We start from the raw sequence: 16839 nt of genomic DNA on the forward strand, positions 1-16839 counted from the left end.
GAAGCTATGAAGTTAGTCAGACATTACTTGGAATCAATATCGGGTGTTGAAATATATCCCATCATTTCGTTCTTTATCTTTTTTACCTTTTTCCTGGTGGTGACCTATATGGTGATTCGTATGAAGAAGGAGTACATCGAAGAAGTGGCTAATTATGCAACAGATAAGGCAGATGAGCTGCCGCTGTCAAATGAAAGTTAAAATATGGAATAAGAGCACTGTTTGTGCGGTGCTCTTTGTTAAAATATTACTTCACATCTATGGAAGAAAATAAAAAACAGCAGGAAATACCTGAAATAGACCCGTTGACAAATGATAAGTTTGTGCCGGAGCACGAATTTGATGGGATACGTGAATTAGCAAATAATCCGCCCTGGTGGCTCACATTTATATTCATTTTTTCAATGTTATTTGCATACATATACCTGGCCAAGTATCATTTTTATGGCGATGGTGACCTGCAGATACAGGAGTATGAAAATGAGCTGTTGGCTGCTAATCCTGAAGAAGAGGAGGAAGAAGCTGGAGGTATCAGTATCGAAACTGTTGAGATTGATTTCTCAGTACCATTGGCCGATGCAGCTGGTTTGGATAAGGGAGCCAAGATATTTAAAACCAACTGTGCCGTTTGTCACCTGGCCGAGGGGCAGGGATTGGTTGGTCCTAACCTGACAGATGAGTATTGGATACATGGTGGTAGCTTTGCCGATATTACACGAATTATTAATAATGGTGTGGTAGAAAAAGGGATGATTGCCTGGAAAGGGCAATTATCTGACAAACAGATTCATCAGGTAGCTAGTTATGTTACAACTTTGCAGGGAACAAATCCACCTAATCCTAAAGACCCAGAAGGAGAAAAGTATGTACCTGATGCAGAATAAGCAGGCAATTAAACGACTGTTGTTATTAAAATACTAACTTTATAGAGCCCGATACATTGTTATTGGGCTCTTTAGTTAACCCGAATGTAACGAAAGCAGATTTCCAGTTTATGAACAATGATCAAAATTCTTTCCGCGACCGAATCGTCACCATGAATGAAGAAGGCCGTCGTAATTGGGTATATGCCAATCAACCCAAAGGTAAATACTACAATGCACGTACCATCGTCGGAATCATCCTTTTGGCTTTTCTGTTTCTGGCGCCTCATATAAAAGTGGCCAATGGCGAGCCGCTGTTGTTATTCAATATTTTGCAGCGCAAGTTTGTCTTGTTTGGCGTTGTATTCTGGCCACAAGATTTTCATTTGTTTGTTATTGGCTTAATCACCATCATCATCTCCATTGTGACCTTTACGGTGGTTTATGGTCGGGTATGGTGTGGATGGGCTTGTCCGCAAACTATTTTTATGGAAATGGTATTCAGGCGCATAGAATACTGGATTGAAGGAAGTGGCGATCAGCAGCGTATCAGGGCTAAAGGTGAAGATACTTTTGATAAGCTGTGGCGTTCATTATTAAAGCATTTTATTTTTATTGTTATCTCATGGGCCATTACCCATACGATGATGGCATATATTGTTGGGGCTGATAAGGTACATGAATACATTATTAGTTCACCGTCTGATAACTTAAGTGTTTTCATTGCGATTATGGTATTTACCGGTGCTTTCTATTTCGTGTTTGCTTATTTTCGCGAGCAAGTTTGTTCATTGGTGTGTCCATACGGTCGTTTGCAAGGTGCCTTGCTGGACAATAATACACTGATGGTGACCTATGATTTTAAACGGGGCGAAGGACGTGCGCCGATGCGCAAAGGAGAAGATAGAGCTGGAGCAGGTAAGGGAGATTGTGTGAACTGTAATAAATGTGTCAGCGTTTGTCCAACCGGTATCGATATTCGAAATGGTATTCAGTTGGAATGTATCAACTGTACTGCTTGTATGGATGCCTGCGACAGTACTATGCGACGCTATAATCTGCCTGAAGGGTTGATTAGAATCACCTCGCAGAACAATATACAGAATGGCTCGTCATTTAAGTGGACACCTCGCATAATAGCCTATACAGCGCTCACTACTGCTTTGATTGGAGTGTTGGTTGTGCTATTTACCTTACGTTCGAGCTACGAAACAACTATATTGCGTGTGCAAGGCTCACTCTACCAGAAGATTGATGAGGATACCTATTCTAATATATATAACTATAAGATTATCAATAAGACGGAGCATGAAGGTAATCTGAGAATAGAGTTGGTTTCGCCTAAGGGAACAGTAGAGCTGGCAGGTAGTTCGCTGCTTATAAAGAAACAGGAGAAACTACAAGGGGCATTCCTTATTAAGCTGGATAAGGAGGTATTGGAAGGCACCAGCACACCTTTGGTATTAGGTATCTATAATGGAGATGAGTTGATAGAGACCATACATACCACATTTGTAGGACCATAAATTCTAATTTTAACTGATTTATACTATACCGATGAAGTTTAACTGGGGACACGGAATTTTTTTAGTAATTGTATTAGCTGTTGCGGGATTTTTATCAATGGTGTTTATTACTACACGCGAGCGTATCGATATGGTTACTGAAGATTACTATCCAAAGGAATTACGATACGATGATCAAATTGAGAAGATCAAAAACTATAATGCGTTGAGTAAAAAAGTGGAAGTGACACTAGGAGATGCCTTATACATTCAGTTTCCTGATAATATTGCCAATGCACCAGATATAAATGGATTGGTGCACTTGTATCGCCCTTCTGACAAAGACCTTGATATTGAAAAAGGCATTCAACTAGACAGCTCCTATGCCATGAGCATACCACTTAGTGATTTGATGAGTGGCAAATATGAGTTGATTATTGAATGGCAAGCCAATGGGCAACCTTATTTAACAAAAGAAGTAGTCTACGTCAACTAATTGCGATATGTACATAATAGAAGGATTTATTTTTGGCTTTTTAGGCAGCTTACATTGTGTAGGCATGTGCGGGCCATTAGCCTTAGCTTTACCATTGCCAACCAGCTCGGCAGCAAAGAAAGCCTTAGGAGCCGTTTTCTACAATAGCGGTCGGGCATTAACATATGGTTTGTTAGGACTCATCTTTGGTTTCCTGGGAGCCGGCTTGAAGTTGTCAGGAATTCAGCAATGGGTGTCTATTGCCTGTGGAGTGCTCATGATTTTGTCCGTTGTACTGCCAGGTGTTATCAAAATGCCAAAATCCACCAATAAAGTATCTACCTCAATCTATTCCAGCTTAAAAAAGAAGATTGGCGATTCGCTCAATCGTAAACGACTGAGTAATCTGCTTGTTATTGGGATTTTGAACGGTTTTTTGCCTTGTGGCTTAGTGTATGTGGCCATTTCTAGAGCGGTTACTTCAGACACGGTTGCCGATAGTGTTTTATTCATGGTGTTCTTTGGATTGGGTACTTTGCCGCTGATGTTTGCAGTGGCTTATTTTGCCAATATCATTAAAAGTCGCTTTCTGCATAAATTAAGAATGGCCATACCTGTATTTATAGTCATACTTGGGATACTATTTATTCTACGAGGCATGAATTTGGGAATTCCGTATATAAGTCCAAAATTCCAGGAGGAAACAACGGAGGTTAAGTGTTGTCATTAAAAAAAACAATAATAATTCCTTTAGAAGTTGCAAGCCAGATGTATAAGTCTGGCTTTTTATTTATACTGTTTCTAAAGAAGATAACATTTTGAAATAAATGTTTCTTGACTAATTCAATTACATTACTTTTGTGCCGATTTGGTTCACAAGGCAAGTATCACTGCCGTGTGATGAAGAGGGAATGCCGTGAGAGTCGGCAACAGTATCCGCTGCTGTAAGTCCCATCCGGTTATAAACTGGAAAAAGCTGTAATCAACAAGGCCACTGTTCAGGGGAACGGGAAGGCGGTTACAGTGGGATAAGTCAGAAGACCTGCCAAAGAGTATTCAATTGTTCATGCCATTCGGAATAAATGCAGAACGATACATTCAATGTGTATTCTATATCCGTATTGTAAGAACAGTTTAATAAACCTGTAAAAAGATGAGGTGTAAACTGTTGATAATTTTTTTGGTGCTGTCATTGCCTGTGTGGGCAGATGGTGAAGTGCGTGATTCTGTTACCGTGAAAGAGGTCGAGATTACTGCAACACGCCGTCAGCATCTTAATGATGGCTTTCAGCATATGGAATTGTCGGGAGAGCTTAGAGGGAGTTATTCTTATCGGACGCTAGGTGAAGTATTGATTAATAATACAAATGTGAACGTTAGGTCATATGGTTCTCCAGGATCGTCAACTTCCATTTCTTTCAGAGGACTAAGCGCTTCTCAAACTCAGATTAACTGGAATGGCTTTCCAATCAACTCAGTGACTTTGGGTTCAGCAGATATATCCAATGTGTTGGTATCTTCATCAAATTCAGTGTCATTGGTACCGGGTGCAGCAGGGGCCACCTACGGAAGCGGAACTTTCGGCGGAGCGGTCAATATTGATTATAATTCAGCTAATGCAGGAAATAGAGGTGTTATTGATCTGACAATTGGCGCTTTCGATTCATATAGAGCTGGAGGTAATTATCAATTCAATAAGAACAAACTGACTCTTCATGGTAATCTCTGGGGAGAGAAATCTGATGCGGATTACGATTATTTTGACGCTATAAAGCAGAAGGAATATAAGAGGCAAAATGCTGACTACCATCAAGCTGGTTTCGAGCAGTATTTCAGCTATAAACCAAGTGTCTATTCTGAATTGAAAGGAGGCATTTGGGCGCAAGCTAAGGACATGAATATTCCGGCTATTGAGGGAGCTTCATTAAAAAGCTACGAAAATCAGAAGGATTCAACTTTGCGTTTATTTCTAAGCTATAAACGTGTATTTACTTCAAGTGCTTTGGAGATTAAAGGTGCCTGGTTTTACGCAGATCAGCATTATATACAAAAAGATAGCATTGATGCACCTAAGGTTTTAATTGATTCACGAATAAAGAGCAAGGCTTGGATGGGCGATGTAAATTACCGTGTTTATTTCACCAACCATCTATCTTTAGATGCAGGTGCCACTTATAGTTATACCAAGGGAATAGTTGATGCCTATGGAGGTGAAGCGCATGACCGCGTAATCGGTTTGATAGGAGGACTTAAGTATACCAATAAGGTGAGTTTTAATATAGCGGTTCGCAAGGATTTTGGCAATAATGTTAATTCGAATATACTATTTAATGCTGGTGTGCAGTATCCCTTAGTTAATAACTTAATCGTCAGAGGTGCTTTTTCCCAAAAGTTCAGGCGACCAACATTTAATGACTTATTCTGGAAACCAGGCGGTAATACTGATTTGCAACCTGAAGAAGGCTATTCTGTTGAGGTGGGTGGCAATTATCATCTGGATATGAAACAGTGGGGGCGGCTAACCGCTGACATTGCAGCCTATTACAGTCCGGTAGAAAACATGATTGTCTGGCGCCCCGAAGGTGCTCTTTGGTATGCTAAAAACTACAGCGATGTATTGACTCGCGGAGTGGATGTACAAGTTAATCACGAGAAGCAATTTACTTCCTTGTTGATGCAAAACAATGCATCCTTGGGCTATAATAAAGCTACAATTGAAAGCATTGAAGGAAATATTCAGGCTCAGGTGGGACGTTCGTTATACTATTCACCAGAGTGGATGTGTCATGTTTCCTCAGGCTTTGTTACCAGTAATAAAATAGCTTTTCAGCTTAACTGGAAATTTGTTTCCAAACGATACTACGACGATTCAGTGTATGCATTGGATCCGTATTGGTTGATGAATGGCCGCATGGCAAAAACGTTCAGTTTTGGTAAGCAAGAGTTGTTTGCTCAATTCTCACTCGAAAATATATTCAATCAGAGCTATCAGTCCATTCGTTCGTACCCTATGCCCGGACGCACATGGCAAATAAAAATAAAATACATACTTAATTAAATAATCATGAAAAAGTTTAAGTTTCAAATTCTTTTTGCTCTTGTAGCACTTCTGTTCGCATCCTGTACCAATGATGATCCAAAGCCGGAATATCCTTCGTTAAAAGGTGATTTTGTTGTTTGCGAAGGTGGTTTTAATAAGAACAATGGTGCAATTAGTTTCTACTCAGCAGAAGTAAGCGATAATAATATATTTAAATCGGTTAATGGTAGGGATTTAGGTGATGTTGTAACAGATTTTGAGGTGGTTGATACATTGGGTTTTATTGTGGTCAATAATTCTCAAAAAGTAGAATTGGTAAGAATGCGTGACTTTAAAAGTGTTGAAACAATTGATGATCAGCAGCTGACTTACCCTCGATTTGTGAAGCAGGCTACCAAGAGCACTGTTTATATTTCAAATGGTTCGATGGACGGTGAAGTCCTAATATACGATTTCAAGAAGTTTGAATTGGTTGGCAAAATTGCTGTTGGTCAAGGTCCTGAAATGATGGTGAAGATTGCTGATAAAATGTATGTAGCCAACTCAGGTGGGTGGGGTGCTGATAATACCATTTCAGTCATCGATATTAATACAAGTAAAGTAGTTTCTACCATTGAAGTTGGGTTTGGAACAACAGTTTTAAAAGCAGATGCAGAAAATAACCTGTGGGCATTCAGCAGAGGTGCTTATGATGCCAACTGGCAATTGTCAGACGCTAAAATTTATAAAATCAGTACCAAAACAGACGCGGTTGTAAATTCATTTGCTATACCTGCCACCTTGGCCACTTTTGGAACTAACCTATTAGCCGTTTCACCCAAAGGATATGTATATTACATTTCAGATGCAGTATATAAAATGGATATTGATGCAGAGGTACTTCCTACCGAAAAATGGTTGGACCAGGCTCTTTATGGTATTGAAGTAAATCCTGATTACAACACAGTATATGGAATGGATGCCAATAATAATAAAGTACTTTTGATGAATGAAGCAGATGCTAGTGTACTTAGCTCGTATAGTTCAACATCCAATTATCCTAATTCAGTATACTTTAACAACTAATACTCCCTAACCAAACTCCAACTTTTGTTGAAGTTTCACATATGGCCGGTTTATCCGGCCATTTTTATTTCAAATGGTTGTTTAGGAGCGCTGGCTAGCGGTTTTAGGCCTCTGTAATAAAAACAAAGAAGAGACTTATCAATATTTAAAAAAGGAATAATATCTTTGGTAGCTTAAATAAGGCAAGCGCCTAATTAATAAAGAAACATAGAGTGAATAGACATATGAAGAAATTATTTATTGCCCTTGGCTTTGCTTCTACCATTGGTTTTACCGCCTGTAACGATGTAAGTATCTATAATCTGGAAGAGCATCAGGGAGCGTTTATATTAAATCAGGGAACCAGCAACGGCAGTATCAGCTATTATAACTACGAGCGCGAAGAGTGTAAGAATGATATTTATAATGCCATTGGTGCAGGTGCTACGGCCATGGCGATTAATAAGACCTCTGATTTTACAAAAGGGATTGCATATGTAGCGGTTCCTTCTGAAAATAGTATTGAGATGATTAACCTGGAGGGTTTTATAGGAGCTGGCAGTATAGAAGATTTTACTTCTCCTGTTGATGTAATGACCACCGGGGGCTCAACTATTTATGTCGCTCATGGCGAATCAAGTGTTTCAGCCTACGACCTAGAAAGTAATACGATTGTTAAAACTTATGAAGTAGCGCAAGGTCCGCAAAAACTTATAAGTTCAGGAAAATACCTGTATGCAGCATGTAAAGGCAGTGGCGATGGCGCCAAGGTGCACGTAATTGACATGAGTAACCAGACTAAAGTTGATACGGTTGATTTAGTATTTAATAATCCCATTGACATGGTCGTAGATATCGATCGTAAAGTATGGGTGTATTGCAATGGTGATACGCAAGGTTTGATTAAACTAGACCGTCAATTTGTAACAGAAGAAATCGGAGAAGAAGATGATAAACGTGATACTACTTACCTGACCAATGAACCAATTGATTTTGAGTTAGGTCCTAAGTTGGCCGATTCGCCTCATCCCTTAACAATTTCAAACGATGGACGCACCCTGTATTACGTTTATGGTAAGCTTTGTGAGAATTCAGTTTATATTGATAAGGACGAAGAAGAGGAGCTCTCTACTGCTGCAATTGTGACAGGTGATTATGCCAATGAGCCATTTAGAGGAATTGATTACGATTCTCGCAGGCGTCGCCTGATGGCTTTAACAACTAACGGAGAGTTGGTAGTGCATGGAAAATCAGAAGATATGTGGAGCGCTAAGGAAGTTTATAAGGTTGGTGCCAAACCAATAATGACCAGGTTTAACTTTTAAAGATTGACAAACAATATTCAGTAAAGGCTAACCATCGCGTTAGCCTTTCTTTTTATCCACCATGTTCATCTACAAATGTTTTATGGCAAACAATGTAGCGCTCATGAGCACCTATACCAATAGAATCACCTTTTTTATTGACCATGGCTACATCAAAAAACAGTTTTTTTCCTTCCATAAACTTAAGATGTGCCCGGCAAATCACCTCTTCGCCTAATTTGGCGGTATGGAGATGGCGAACATTCATTTCCGTACTAACTGTATCGTAGCCAACCGGCAGGTTAGGATCAATCAGCGCCACGCAGCATTGTTCCATATACACAATCATGGCGGCGGTTGATATAAATGGCACCTTACCGGTTCTTAATGAGGTTGCCAAATCGTCCTTGTGCACAACAATGTTTCGCTCTGTTTGGCTGCCAACCGAAAGGTGATAGTTACTCGGTGGGGCACCTTTATGTTTTTTATCGCAATCTGTGGTCATAATAGTAGGGCTTAATCCTATAAATTTACTCTATTTTTTACAGGAAATAAACCCCTTCAGGACATAAACCCAACAAAAAAGGTGAGCTTTTAAACTCACCTTCTTTGTATGATTTGTAGCATTTAAAACTCCGAAGTGAAATGGAATTTAATATTTTTGAAATTACTCTCAGCCATTTGAAGCATGTAGGCTGAGTCGGCCATAAACACATCACGTCCAAACTTATCTTTAGCCATGTATTGTAATTTACGTTTCTTAAAGTCTTCCAATTGTTCCTTGTCATTGCTTTCCAACCAACAGGCTTTGTACAAGTTGATTGGTTCGTAACGACACTTGGCTCCGTATTCGTGTAGTAAACGGTATTCAATTACTTCGAACTGAAGAGCACCAACAGTACCAATCACTTTACGCCCGTTAAACTGACTGGTAAAAAGCTGCGCAACACCTTCATCCATAAGCTGGTCAATACCTTTAGCCAATTGCTTCGATTTCATTGGGTCGGCATTTTCAATATAGCGGAACAGCTCAGGCGAGAAACTAGGTAAACCTTTATAGTTGAGCTTTTCACCCGATGTTAATGTGTCACCAATTTTAAAGTTACCAGTATCAGGTATACCCACAATATCGCCTGGATAGGCCTCATCGATAATTGACTTCTTTTCGGCCATAAAAGCAGTAGGGCTTGAGAACTTCATGTTCTTACCATGGCGTACGTGGAGGTAGTTTGTATTTCTTTGGAATTTACCCGAACAAATTTTTAGGAATGCCAGACGGTTACGGTGGTTAGGATCCATATTAGCATGGATCTTAAATACAAAACCCGTCATTTTTTCCTCCTTGGCATCTACTACACGCTCTTCAGCTTGAGAAGGTTGTGGCGATGGAGCAATCTTTAAGAAACATTCCAGCAGCTCCTTCACGCCAAAGTTGTTTAAAGCACTACCAAAAAAGACAGGAGCTACCTGGGCATCCATATAGGTTTGTGATTCAAACTCAGGGTAAACACCGTTCACCAGTTCCAGTTCTTCACGAATCATATCGGCTGATTCGTCGCCAATCTGTTCGGCCAGTGCCGGATCATTTAAATCTTTTATCGAGATGCCGTCTTCAAGCACTTGTTTGCTTGGCTCAAACAGGTAAAGACTTTCGTCAAACAGGTTGTATACACCTTTAAACTGTGGGCCATTACCAATTGGCCAGCTCAATGGGCGTACCTTAATTTTCAGTTCTTCTTCAACTTCATCCAGCAGATCAAAAGGATCTTTACTCGGGCGGTCAAGTTTATTAATGAAAACAATTACAGGGGTATTGCGCATACGGCATACTTCCATCAGTTTACGCGTTTGAGCCTCAACTCCCTTTGCAGAATCAACAACAATAATAACACTGTCAACAGCTGTTAGTGTGCGAAAAGTATCTTCGGCAAAGTCCTGGTGACCTGGTGTATCAAGGATATTTACTTTGTATCCATCGTATTCAAAACCCATCACCGAGGTGGCAACAGAAATACCTCTCTGCTTCTCAATCTCCATAAAGTCAGAGGTGGCTGTTTTCTTTATCTTATTTGATTTAACAGCACCTGCCACGTGTATCGCACCACCAAATAAAAGTAATTTTTCTGTCAACGTTGTTTTACCGGCATCAGGGTGACTGATAATGGCAAATGTACGTCTTCTGTTTATTTCATCAATAAAACCCATGTCCTTCAATTTTGCAAGCTGCAAAGTTAAACAATCAGGCCAATTTCATGTTTTTCATGAAGAGATTTGTTTGATTAAAATTTAAGCCTGTTTTTGCATTAGTTTGAAGATATTTTATAATTTTTGCTTCTGAATTAAAAGTAAATGTAGGCAAGAGATTAAACCTTTGATATTATTGTGAATTATGGGATGGACAAACTACCACGGGCATTGTGATTATTGTGACGGTCAGGGCAAGATTGAGGATTATATTTTGAAAGCTATTGAACTTAAGATGGATGCCATCGGTATTTCATCGCATGCGCCTGTGCCATTTTGGACGGATTGGAATATGCAGGCTGAAAACTTGCCTGCTTACCTTAGAGAGGTAGAAGAGTTGAAAGCAAAATATGAGGGGCGTATAGCTGTTTATAAATCGCTGGAAGTAGATTATATTCCGCAACTGATTTCGGCCAAGCATGATTTAATCAAAAATGCTGAGTTGGATTATGTCGTTGGTTCAGTGCATTTCATAGGGCAGATGAATGATGGTACCCACTGGGCAGCAGATGCCCCCTTAGACGAATTTAAACAAGGCTTGCAAGAGAGTTTTGATGGAGATATTAAGCAGGCTGCCATTCGTTATTATGAATTGCAGCGTGAGATGCTTGAGTGTGCAACACCCGATATCATTGGGCATATGGATAAGATAAAGATGCACAATGTTCGTTTAAATTTGTTTGATGAAAATGCACAGTGGTATATTGACGAAGTGCATAGAACACTGGAACTGATTAAAGAGAAGGGTGTTATTGTGGAAATCAATACCAAGGCTTATTTCCGTGACGGGCATTTGTTTCCGGGGCCTGAACACTTTGCAAAAATTAAAGAACTGAATATTCCGATTACTATTAACAGTGATGCACATCATCCTGATAAACTGCTAAATGGTTTTGATGAGGTGGCACAGTTGCTTTTGGAAGCAGGTTTTACGCATACCACCGAGTTGATTGATGGAGAGTGGAAAGCGATAGAGCTATGTCGTGAGGGGATCAATGTTAGTTAAAACAAGTTATGCAGGTATGCGCATAAAAACCACCATTGATTGGTATTTGATAAGATGATGAAAGCCATTAGTTTTGTAGATTAAACCTAAGGTTCTATGGAAAAACATCATCATGAAAAGAAAACGCTTTGGGTGGTTTTATTAACCGCTGTTACCATGGTAGTTGAGATAATTTATGGTATCATCACCAATTCAATGGCTTTACTGGCAGACGGCATTCATATGGGATCACATGTGCTGGCCATAGGTTTAAGCTGGCTGGCCTATGTTTTGGTAAGGCGTTTGTCAGCTTCCGGAACATTCAAAGGAGAATCAAAAAAAATTCTTTCTCTTTCGGGTTATAGCAGCGGATTAATGTTGCTGATTTTTGCTTTAGTCATAATGGTTGAAGCCATTGAGCGTATCTTTCATCCGACCGATATCGTTTACAAAGAAGCTATACTGGTAGCCATCATAGGGTTGTTCGTTAATATTGCCAGTGCTTTTTTATTGCACCATGATCATGAGCATTCGGACCATAACATAAGGGCAGCCTATTTACATGTAATAGCCGATGCCCTAACCAGTTTAACGGCTATTATTGGCCTGACGGCCGCCATGAAGTGGGATATCCCTTTTATTGATACTGTAGCTGCCATTATCAGTTCATTGGTAATTATCAAGTGGTCGGTTGGTTTATTAAAAGATTCAGGTGCAGCTTTACTGGATCTTCCAGGTTCACATGAGCATCACCATCATCATTAACAGCTGTATGAGTAAGACCATTCTGCATATTAAAAATATGGTTTGTAATCGCTGCATAAAAGTAGTGAAAGAGGAGTTTGATATATTAAAGCTGCCTGTGACGTCGATTGAGTTAGGTATTGTTGAGTTGGATAAAGAGCTGTCGTCAGTCGACATAAATAAGGTGAAAGCTGTGCTTTCTGACAACGGCTTTGAGCTGATTGATGATAAAAAAGGACAACTGGTGGATAGTATAAAAACACTGATCATTGAAAAAATACATCATTCTGATGTGGAAGGAGAAACTGTTAACAGTTCCGATTATCTTTCGAATGCCTTGGGCTATGATTACTCATACCTGAGCAAGTTGTTCTCATCCGTAGAAGGATTAACCATTGAAAAATACATCATTCTTCAAAAGATTGAAAAGGCCAAAGAGTTGTTGGTTTACAATGAGTTGTCGTTAAAAGAGATTGCCTGGAAATTAGGTTACAGTAGTGTACAGCATTTATCCAGCCAGTTTAAAAAGATTACCGGGCTTACACCATCACATTTCAAGCAACTAAAGGATTACAAGCGTAAACCATTGGATAGAGTATAAACCAAAATGATGTAACTCTTATCCATAAAACTGTAAGCATTCTGAACCGGATTAGCACTTACTTTGTATTGTTAGTAACAGCGCATCTGGTTAGGCCAGTTGTATAACTTAAACGGATTATGAAAATCACAGAATTCATACTTTCATTTTTAGGAGATTTTTTCGCCATTCTAAGTGAGATGTCTCCCTATCTACTTTTAGGTTTTTTATTTGCAGGTTTATTATATGCTTTTATCCCCAAGCAGCGGATTGAGAAGTACTTTAACGGACACCCCTTTAAATCGTCAGTATTGGCCTCACTGTTTGGTATTCCATTGCCGTTATGCTCTTGCGGTGTTATTCCTACCGGTGCCGCTTTTTATAAGAATGGGGCATCAAAAGGTGGTACTGTTTCGTTTCTTATTTCTACTCCGCAGACAGGTGTAGATTCTATATTGGCTACCTTTTCACTGATGGGCTTACCTTTTGCTATTATCAGGCCGATGGCAGCCCTGGTTACCGGCATATCAGGAGGTTTAATCACCAGTGTTATCACCGCTAATGAGCCCAACAGTCAAACATTTCATCAATCAACAACCAAGCATAAAACCATTTCGCAAAAATTCAAAGCCGTATTCCAATATGGTTTCGTGGAGTTCATTCAGGATATATCCAAATGGTTGATAATTGGTTTGGTGCTGGCAGCTATTATCTCTGCATTAATACCTAACAACTTTTTTGAGTTGTTGAATATGCCACCAGTTCTGCAGATGCTGATGATTTTACTGGTATCGGTACCTTTGTATATCTGTGCGACTGGTTCAATTCCTTTAGCGGCTATTTTAATACTCAAAGGCATCAGTCCCGGAGCTGCTTTTGTATTGCTGATGGCTGGTCCGGCCACCAATGCAGCCACCATTACTATGATTGGGAAAGTAATGGGAAAGCGTAGTTTATTAGCATATTTAGGTACAATCATCTTTGGTGCACTGGCCTTTGGTATGCTGATTGATTATGTATTACCACTAGAGTGGTTTACGCAGATAGCTAATCAGCATCTGGGGCATCAGCATGGCGAAGGCTTAAGCTGGTGGCAGATAGCATCGGGCATTGTTCTGTTATTGCTCATCATCAATGGATACTATCAGAAATACAAGTCATCAAAACCGGCAGAAACAGTTACGCCGGTCATTAATCAGCAGACAGCCACACAGTTTACGTTTGCACCTGTTACAGCCAAAGTTATTCAGGTAGATGGGATGACTTGTAATCATTGTAAAGCCAATGTTGAAAGTAACCTGGAAAAGCTTGACTTTATTGATAGTGCAAAGGTGAATCTGGCTAATAAAACAGTAACACTTGAAGGTGGAAAGATTGAGCTGGATGTGGTGAAAGAACTTATCAACTCCTTAGGCTATACCTGTAAATAGAAACAGCATGGAACCATTTAAATTTAAAAAGCTTGAAATAGAGCAGGAGGGGAGCTGGCTGAAGCGTTTGCTTAAGTCACCGCATTTTAAGAAAACCATTGTATACGCCGCGATAGGAGCTTCAATCGGTTATGTTTTGTTTATTATTGAGCAGGATGCTGCGAAATTAATCCTCTGGAGCGATACGGCCATGCAGAATGTATTAATGGGTATGGCTTTCGGTGTTTTTATTACCAATAGTCCCTGTGCAAGAGGAAAATGCTAATGGTTTGCTGGCCTCATGAATTTTAACTTAAAGAATGTCATGAACCAGCAGAACAGTTTCACCTCTGCCGACTGACTTTTTTAATTCGAACGATTAAAGTAAATTTAGGCATATTCTTCATTCAGTTATGCTTAATATTTATCAACATCTGCTTCAGTTAATTGAACAGGAACAGCCAGTTATCCTGGGAACGCTGATTTGTAAGAAAGGCTCGGCGCCACAGGTGCCAGGGGCTTCAGCCATATTTAATCAAGATGGTTTACTGAAAGGAACATTAGGCGGAGGTATTCTTGAAGCCGAAGCCGAACGGCTCGCCTGCCGTCATACTGCCGATATGCATCATTTGATGCGAACCATCAGTTATACGGCTAAAATTGAAGATGAGGCAGGTGCCATTTGTGGCGGTGAAGCCAGTTTTTTACTGGATTTTTCACCAGAGAAACATGTCGAGGTATTCTCACAAATGAGCAGTTCGTTAAAGAAAGGGAAAACGGGTCATTTAATTATACTTGTATGTGAGCAAAAGGGTATAAGACGTTATTGGCAGGAAGAAAAGTATAGGTTGCATGAAGATTTACTACGCTACAGACCATACGTGGCAAAATGTCATCAGCATCAAACAACTTGTTATAACCTGGTGGATAATGTACATGTGTTGGTAGAATGGCTCAGTCCTCCAGCCAGGCTCATAATAGTTGGTGCAGGTCATATTGGGCAAGCATTGTGTCACATAGGTTCTTTACTAGATTTTGAGGTCACTGTACTGGATAACCGTCCTGAATATGCCAATGAAGCTATGTTGCCTGACGCTCGACAGCTAATAATTGGTAACCTAAGCGATAGTATCAAAAAGTTGCAGCCAACACCTGATACCTATGTTGTTATTGTTACTCAGGGACATAAAACTGATTACGCTTCTTTATTGGCTTGCCTGAAATCAGATGCCGGTTACATTGGAATGATTGGCAGTAAACGTAAAGTGCAACTTATAAAAGAAGATTTACTGAATAAAAAACTGGCCACGCAGACTGAACTGGATGCCATTTATTCCCCCATCGGATTGGATATTGGTGCGAAAACGGTTCAGGAAATAGCTGTGAGTATTGCTGCTGAGCTGGTACAGGTGCGTCGTAAAAAAGTGTCAGTGAAGGATGTAGCGATGATTATATTAGCTGCCGGAATGAGTAAACGGATGAATGCGGCCAAGATGTTGCTACCTTTTGGCGAGCAAACCATCATTGAAACCGTCGTGGATGCATCGCTGCATTCAAAAGTGGATCATACAGTTGTCGTTACCGGAGCAAATGCAGAGCAAATTTCCCAAAAAATAAATCATCTGCCGGTACAATTGGCTTTTAATGCTGATTATGCCGAAGGTATGCTTTCATCAGTTCAATGCGGTGTCAGAGCGGTCGATGGTTTTGGTGCATTTTTTGTTTTGCCGGGCGATCAACCCTTTGTTCAGCCTGCAACAATCAATCGCATGGTTGATGCCTATCGAAAAAGTGATAAAGGATTGGTAGTACCTGTATTCGATGGCAAAAAAGGCCATCCAGTATTGATTAGTGGCAAATTTAGAGAGAAGATTAATCAATTGGATCCAAACATTGGCCTACGTCAACTATTTCATCAACATGCCGATGATATAGAATATCTTGAAATTGAATCGGATGAAGTTGTCATAGATTTGGATAACAGGGAGGAATACAACGAGGCTCTGGGACGTTTAAAAGGATAATTAGAATTAACTTAAGCTATGGTATTCTTATCCATATCTCATCGATGTAGATTTAGATTTGATTTGTTAAGTGGTTAATTATTAACTTTAGATATCAGGTTTAAGTCAATGCTAAATGTATGAAATCTCTGAGGATTATTTATTTGTTAGCACTTTTGTTAGTTGTTTTAGTGGGTTTTGTTCATCAGCAACCGACATCCTCCCAAATGACGGATCAATTAGCAACCATTTTTGAAAGTGGTCATGTAAGAGTAACAATCCCTCATCATGGAGGATATGCGGCAAACACTTTTGGAAAGAGTATTTTACGTATTCAGCGGCAAAAAAATGACTCCACCTATCAGCTTAAATATAAAGATGCGATTGATCGGCGAAAATTAGAACTAATCATAAACCAGCAAGAATATGATACGCTCAAAAGCTTATTTGTTAAACTTATTGGAATACATAATCCTGCCAAAAAGCTATCGGGCAACTGTTTGGAAATTGATCACAACTTTATAATAGAGTCATCCAATCAAACGCTTGTGATAAAGCCTGAGAAGTTGCTGCCTGAACACAATTGTGTGATGAACTGGCTTTATAGTAAAGAACTAAATAATTAACTACCTTAGTAGTTGAA

Annotated in this window: 17 protein-coding genes and 1 riboswitch; of the genes, 15 read left to right on the forward strand and 2 right to left on the reverse strand. The window is 39.7% G+C overall.

Annotated features, from left to right (window positions below):
- The first annotated feature begins 6 nt into the window (after positions 1-6).
- The 8 genes from KDU71_RS07890 (at position 7) to KDU71_RS07925 (ending at position 8252) form a co-directional block, all read left to right on the forward strand.
- Positions 7-201: a cbb3-type cytochrome c oxidase subunit 3 gene (locus KDU71_RS07890; protein WP_212189382.1), complete on the forward strand. Its 195-nt coding sequence runs from the start codon at positions 7-9 to the stop codon at positions 199-201.
- Positions 202-260: 59 nt separating this feature from the next.
- Positions 261-884 (forward strand): c-type cytochrome, encoded by a 624-nt coding sequence (locus KDU71_RS07895; RefSeq protein ID WP_212189383.1) that lies wholly within the window; start codon positions 261-263, stop codon positions 882-884.
- A 110-nt stretch (positions 885-994) separates the two neighbouring features.
- Complete coding sequence (ccoG, locus tag KDU71_RS07900; RefSeq protein ID WP_212189384.1) at positions 995-2389, forward strand: cytochrome c oxidase accessory protein CcoG; 1395 nt, start codon at positions 995-997, stop codon at positions 2387-2389.
- A 31-nt stretch (positions 2390-2420) separates the two neighbouring features.
- Entirely contained in the window at positions 2421-2864 is a 444-nt protein-coding gene (locus tag KDU71_RS07905) for a FixH family protein (RefSeq protein WP_212189385.1), read from the forward strand.
- Positions 2865-2871: 7 nt separating this feature from the next.
- The gene (locus KDU71_RS07910; RefSeq protein ID WP_212189386.1) at positions 2872-3573 is read left to right on the forward strand and encodes a sulfite exporter TauE/SafE family protein; all 702 of its coding nucleotides are present in this window, start codon (positions 2872-2874) and stop codon (positions 3571-3573) included.
- A gap of 122 nt (positions 3574-3695) precedes the next feature.
- Positions 3696-3907: riboswitch (cobalamin riboswitch) on the forward strand.
- A gap of 89 nt (positions 3908-3996) precedes the next feature.
- Positions 3997-5901 carry a TonB-dependent receptor plug domain-containing protein gene (locus tag KDU71_RS07915; RefSeq protein ID WP_212189387.1) on the forward strand — a complete coding sequence of 635 codons (1905 nt, stop codon included), beginning with the start codon at positions 3997-3999 and terminating at the stop codon, positions 5899-5901.
- 6 nt (positions 5902-5907) lie between these two features.
- Complete coding sequence (locus KDU71_RS07920; protein ID WP_212189388.1) at positions 5908-6948, forward strand: YncE family protein; 1041 nt, start codon at positions 5908-5910, stop codon at positions 6946-6948.
- A gap of 224 nt (positions 6949-7172) precedes the next feature.
- Positions 7173-8252, forward strand: a complete 1080-nt coding sequence (locus tag KDU71_RS07925) for a YncE family protein (protein WP_212189389.1) — start codon at positions 7173-7175, stop codon at positions 8250-8252.
- A gap of 52 nt (positions 8253-8304) precedes the next feature.
- Here KDU71_RS07925 and KDU71_RS07930 read toward each other — a convergent pair whose 3' ends face one another.
- Complete coding sequence (locus KDU71_RS07930; protein WP_212189390.1) at positions 8305-8736, reverse strand: thioesterase family protein; 432 nt, start codon at positions 8734-8736, stop codon at positions 8305-8307.
- A gap of 122 nt (positions 8737-8858) precedes the next feature.
- Positions 8859-10436, reverse strand: coding sequence for a peptide chain release factor 3 (locus tag KDU71_RS07935; protein WP_212189391.1), 1578 nt, complete (start codon positions 10434-10436; stop codon positions 8859-8861).
- 184 nt (positions 10437-10620) lie between these two features.
- On the opposite strand from KDU71_RS07935, the gene KDU71_RS07940 reads away from it, so the two are divergent.
- From KDU71_RS07940 to KDU71_RS07970, 7 genes are all read left to right on the forward strand, one after another.
- Positions 10621-11481: a histidinol-phosphatase gene (locus KDU71_RS07940; protein ID WP_212189392.1), complete on the forward strand. Its 861-nt coding sequence runs from the start codon at positions 10621-10623 to the stop codon at positions 11479-11481.
- A gap of 96 nt (positions 11482-11577) precedes the next feature.
- Entirely contained in the window at positions 11578-12225 is a 648-nt protein-coding gene (locus tag KDU71_RS07945; RefSeq protein WP_212189393.1) for a cation diffusion facilitator family transporter, read from the forward strand.
- A 7-nt stretch (positions 12226-12232) separates the two neighbouring features.
- Positions 12233-12805 carry an AraC family transcriptional regulator gene (locus KDU71_RS07950; RefSeq protein ID WP_212189394.1) on the forward strand — a complete coding sequence of 191 codons (573 nt, stop codon included), beginning with the start codon at positions 12233-12235 and terminating at the stop codon, positions 12803-12805.
- A gap of 119 nt (positions 12806-12924) precedes the next feature.
- Positions 12925-14214, forward strand: coding sequence for a permease (locus KDU71_RS07955; protein WP_212189395.1), 1290 nt, complete (start codon positions 12925-12927; stop codon positions 14212-14214).
- Positions 14215-14221: 7 nt separating this feature from the next.
- Entirely contained in the window at positions 14222-14479 is a 258-nt protein-coding gene (locus KDU71_RS07960; RefSeq protein WP_212189396.1) for a hypothetical protein, read from the forward strand.
- Positions 14480-14606: 127 nt separating this feature from the next.
- Positions 14607-16217, forward strand: a complete 1611-nt coding sequence (locus KDU71_RS07965) for an XdhC family protein (protein WP_212189397.1) — start codon at positions 14607-14609, stop codon at positions 16215-16217.
- A gap of 119 nt (positions 16218-16336) precedes the next feature.
- On the forward strand, positions 16337-16822 hold the full coding sequence (locus KDU71_RS07970; protein WP_212189398.1) for a hypothetical protein: 486 nt from the start codon (positions 16337-16339) through the stop codon (positions 16820-16822).
- Positions 16823-16839 lie beyond the last annotated feature (17 nt).

The sequence above is a fragment of the Carboxylicivirga sediminis genome (assembly GCF_018156225.1).
Lineage (GTDB): Bacteria > Bacteroidota > Bacteroidia > Bacteroidales > Marinilabiliaceae > Carboxylicivirga > Carboxylicivirga sediminis.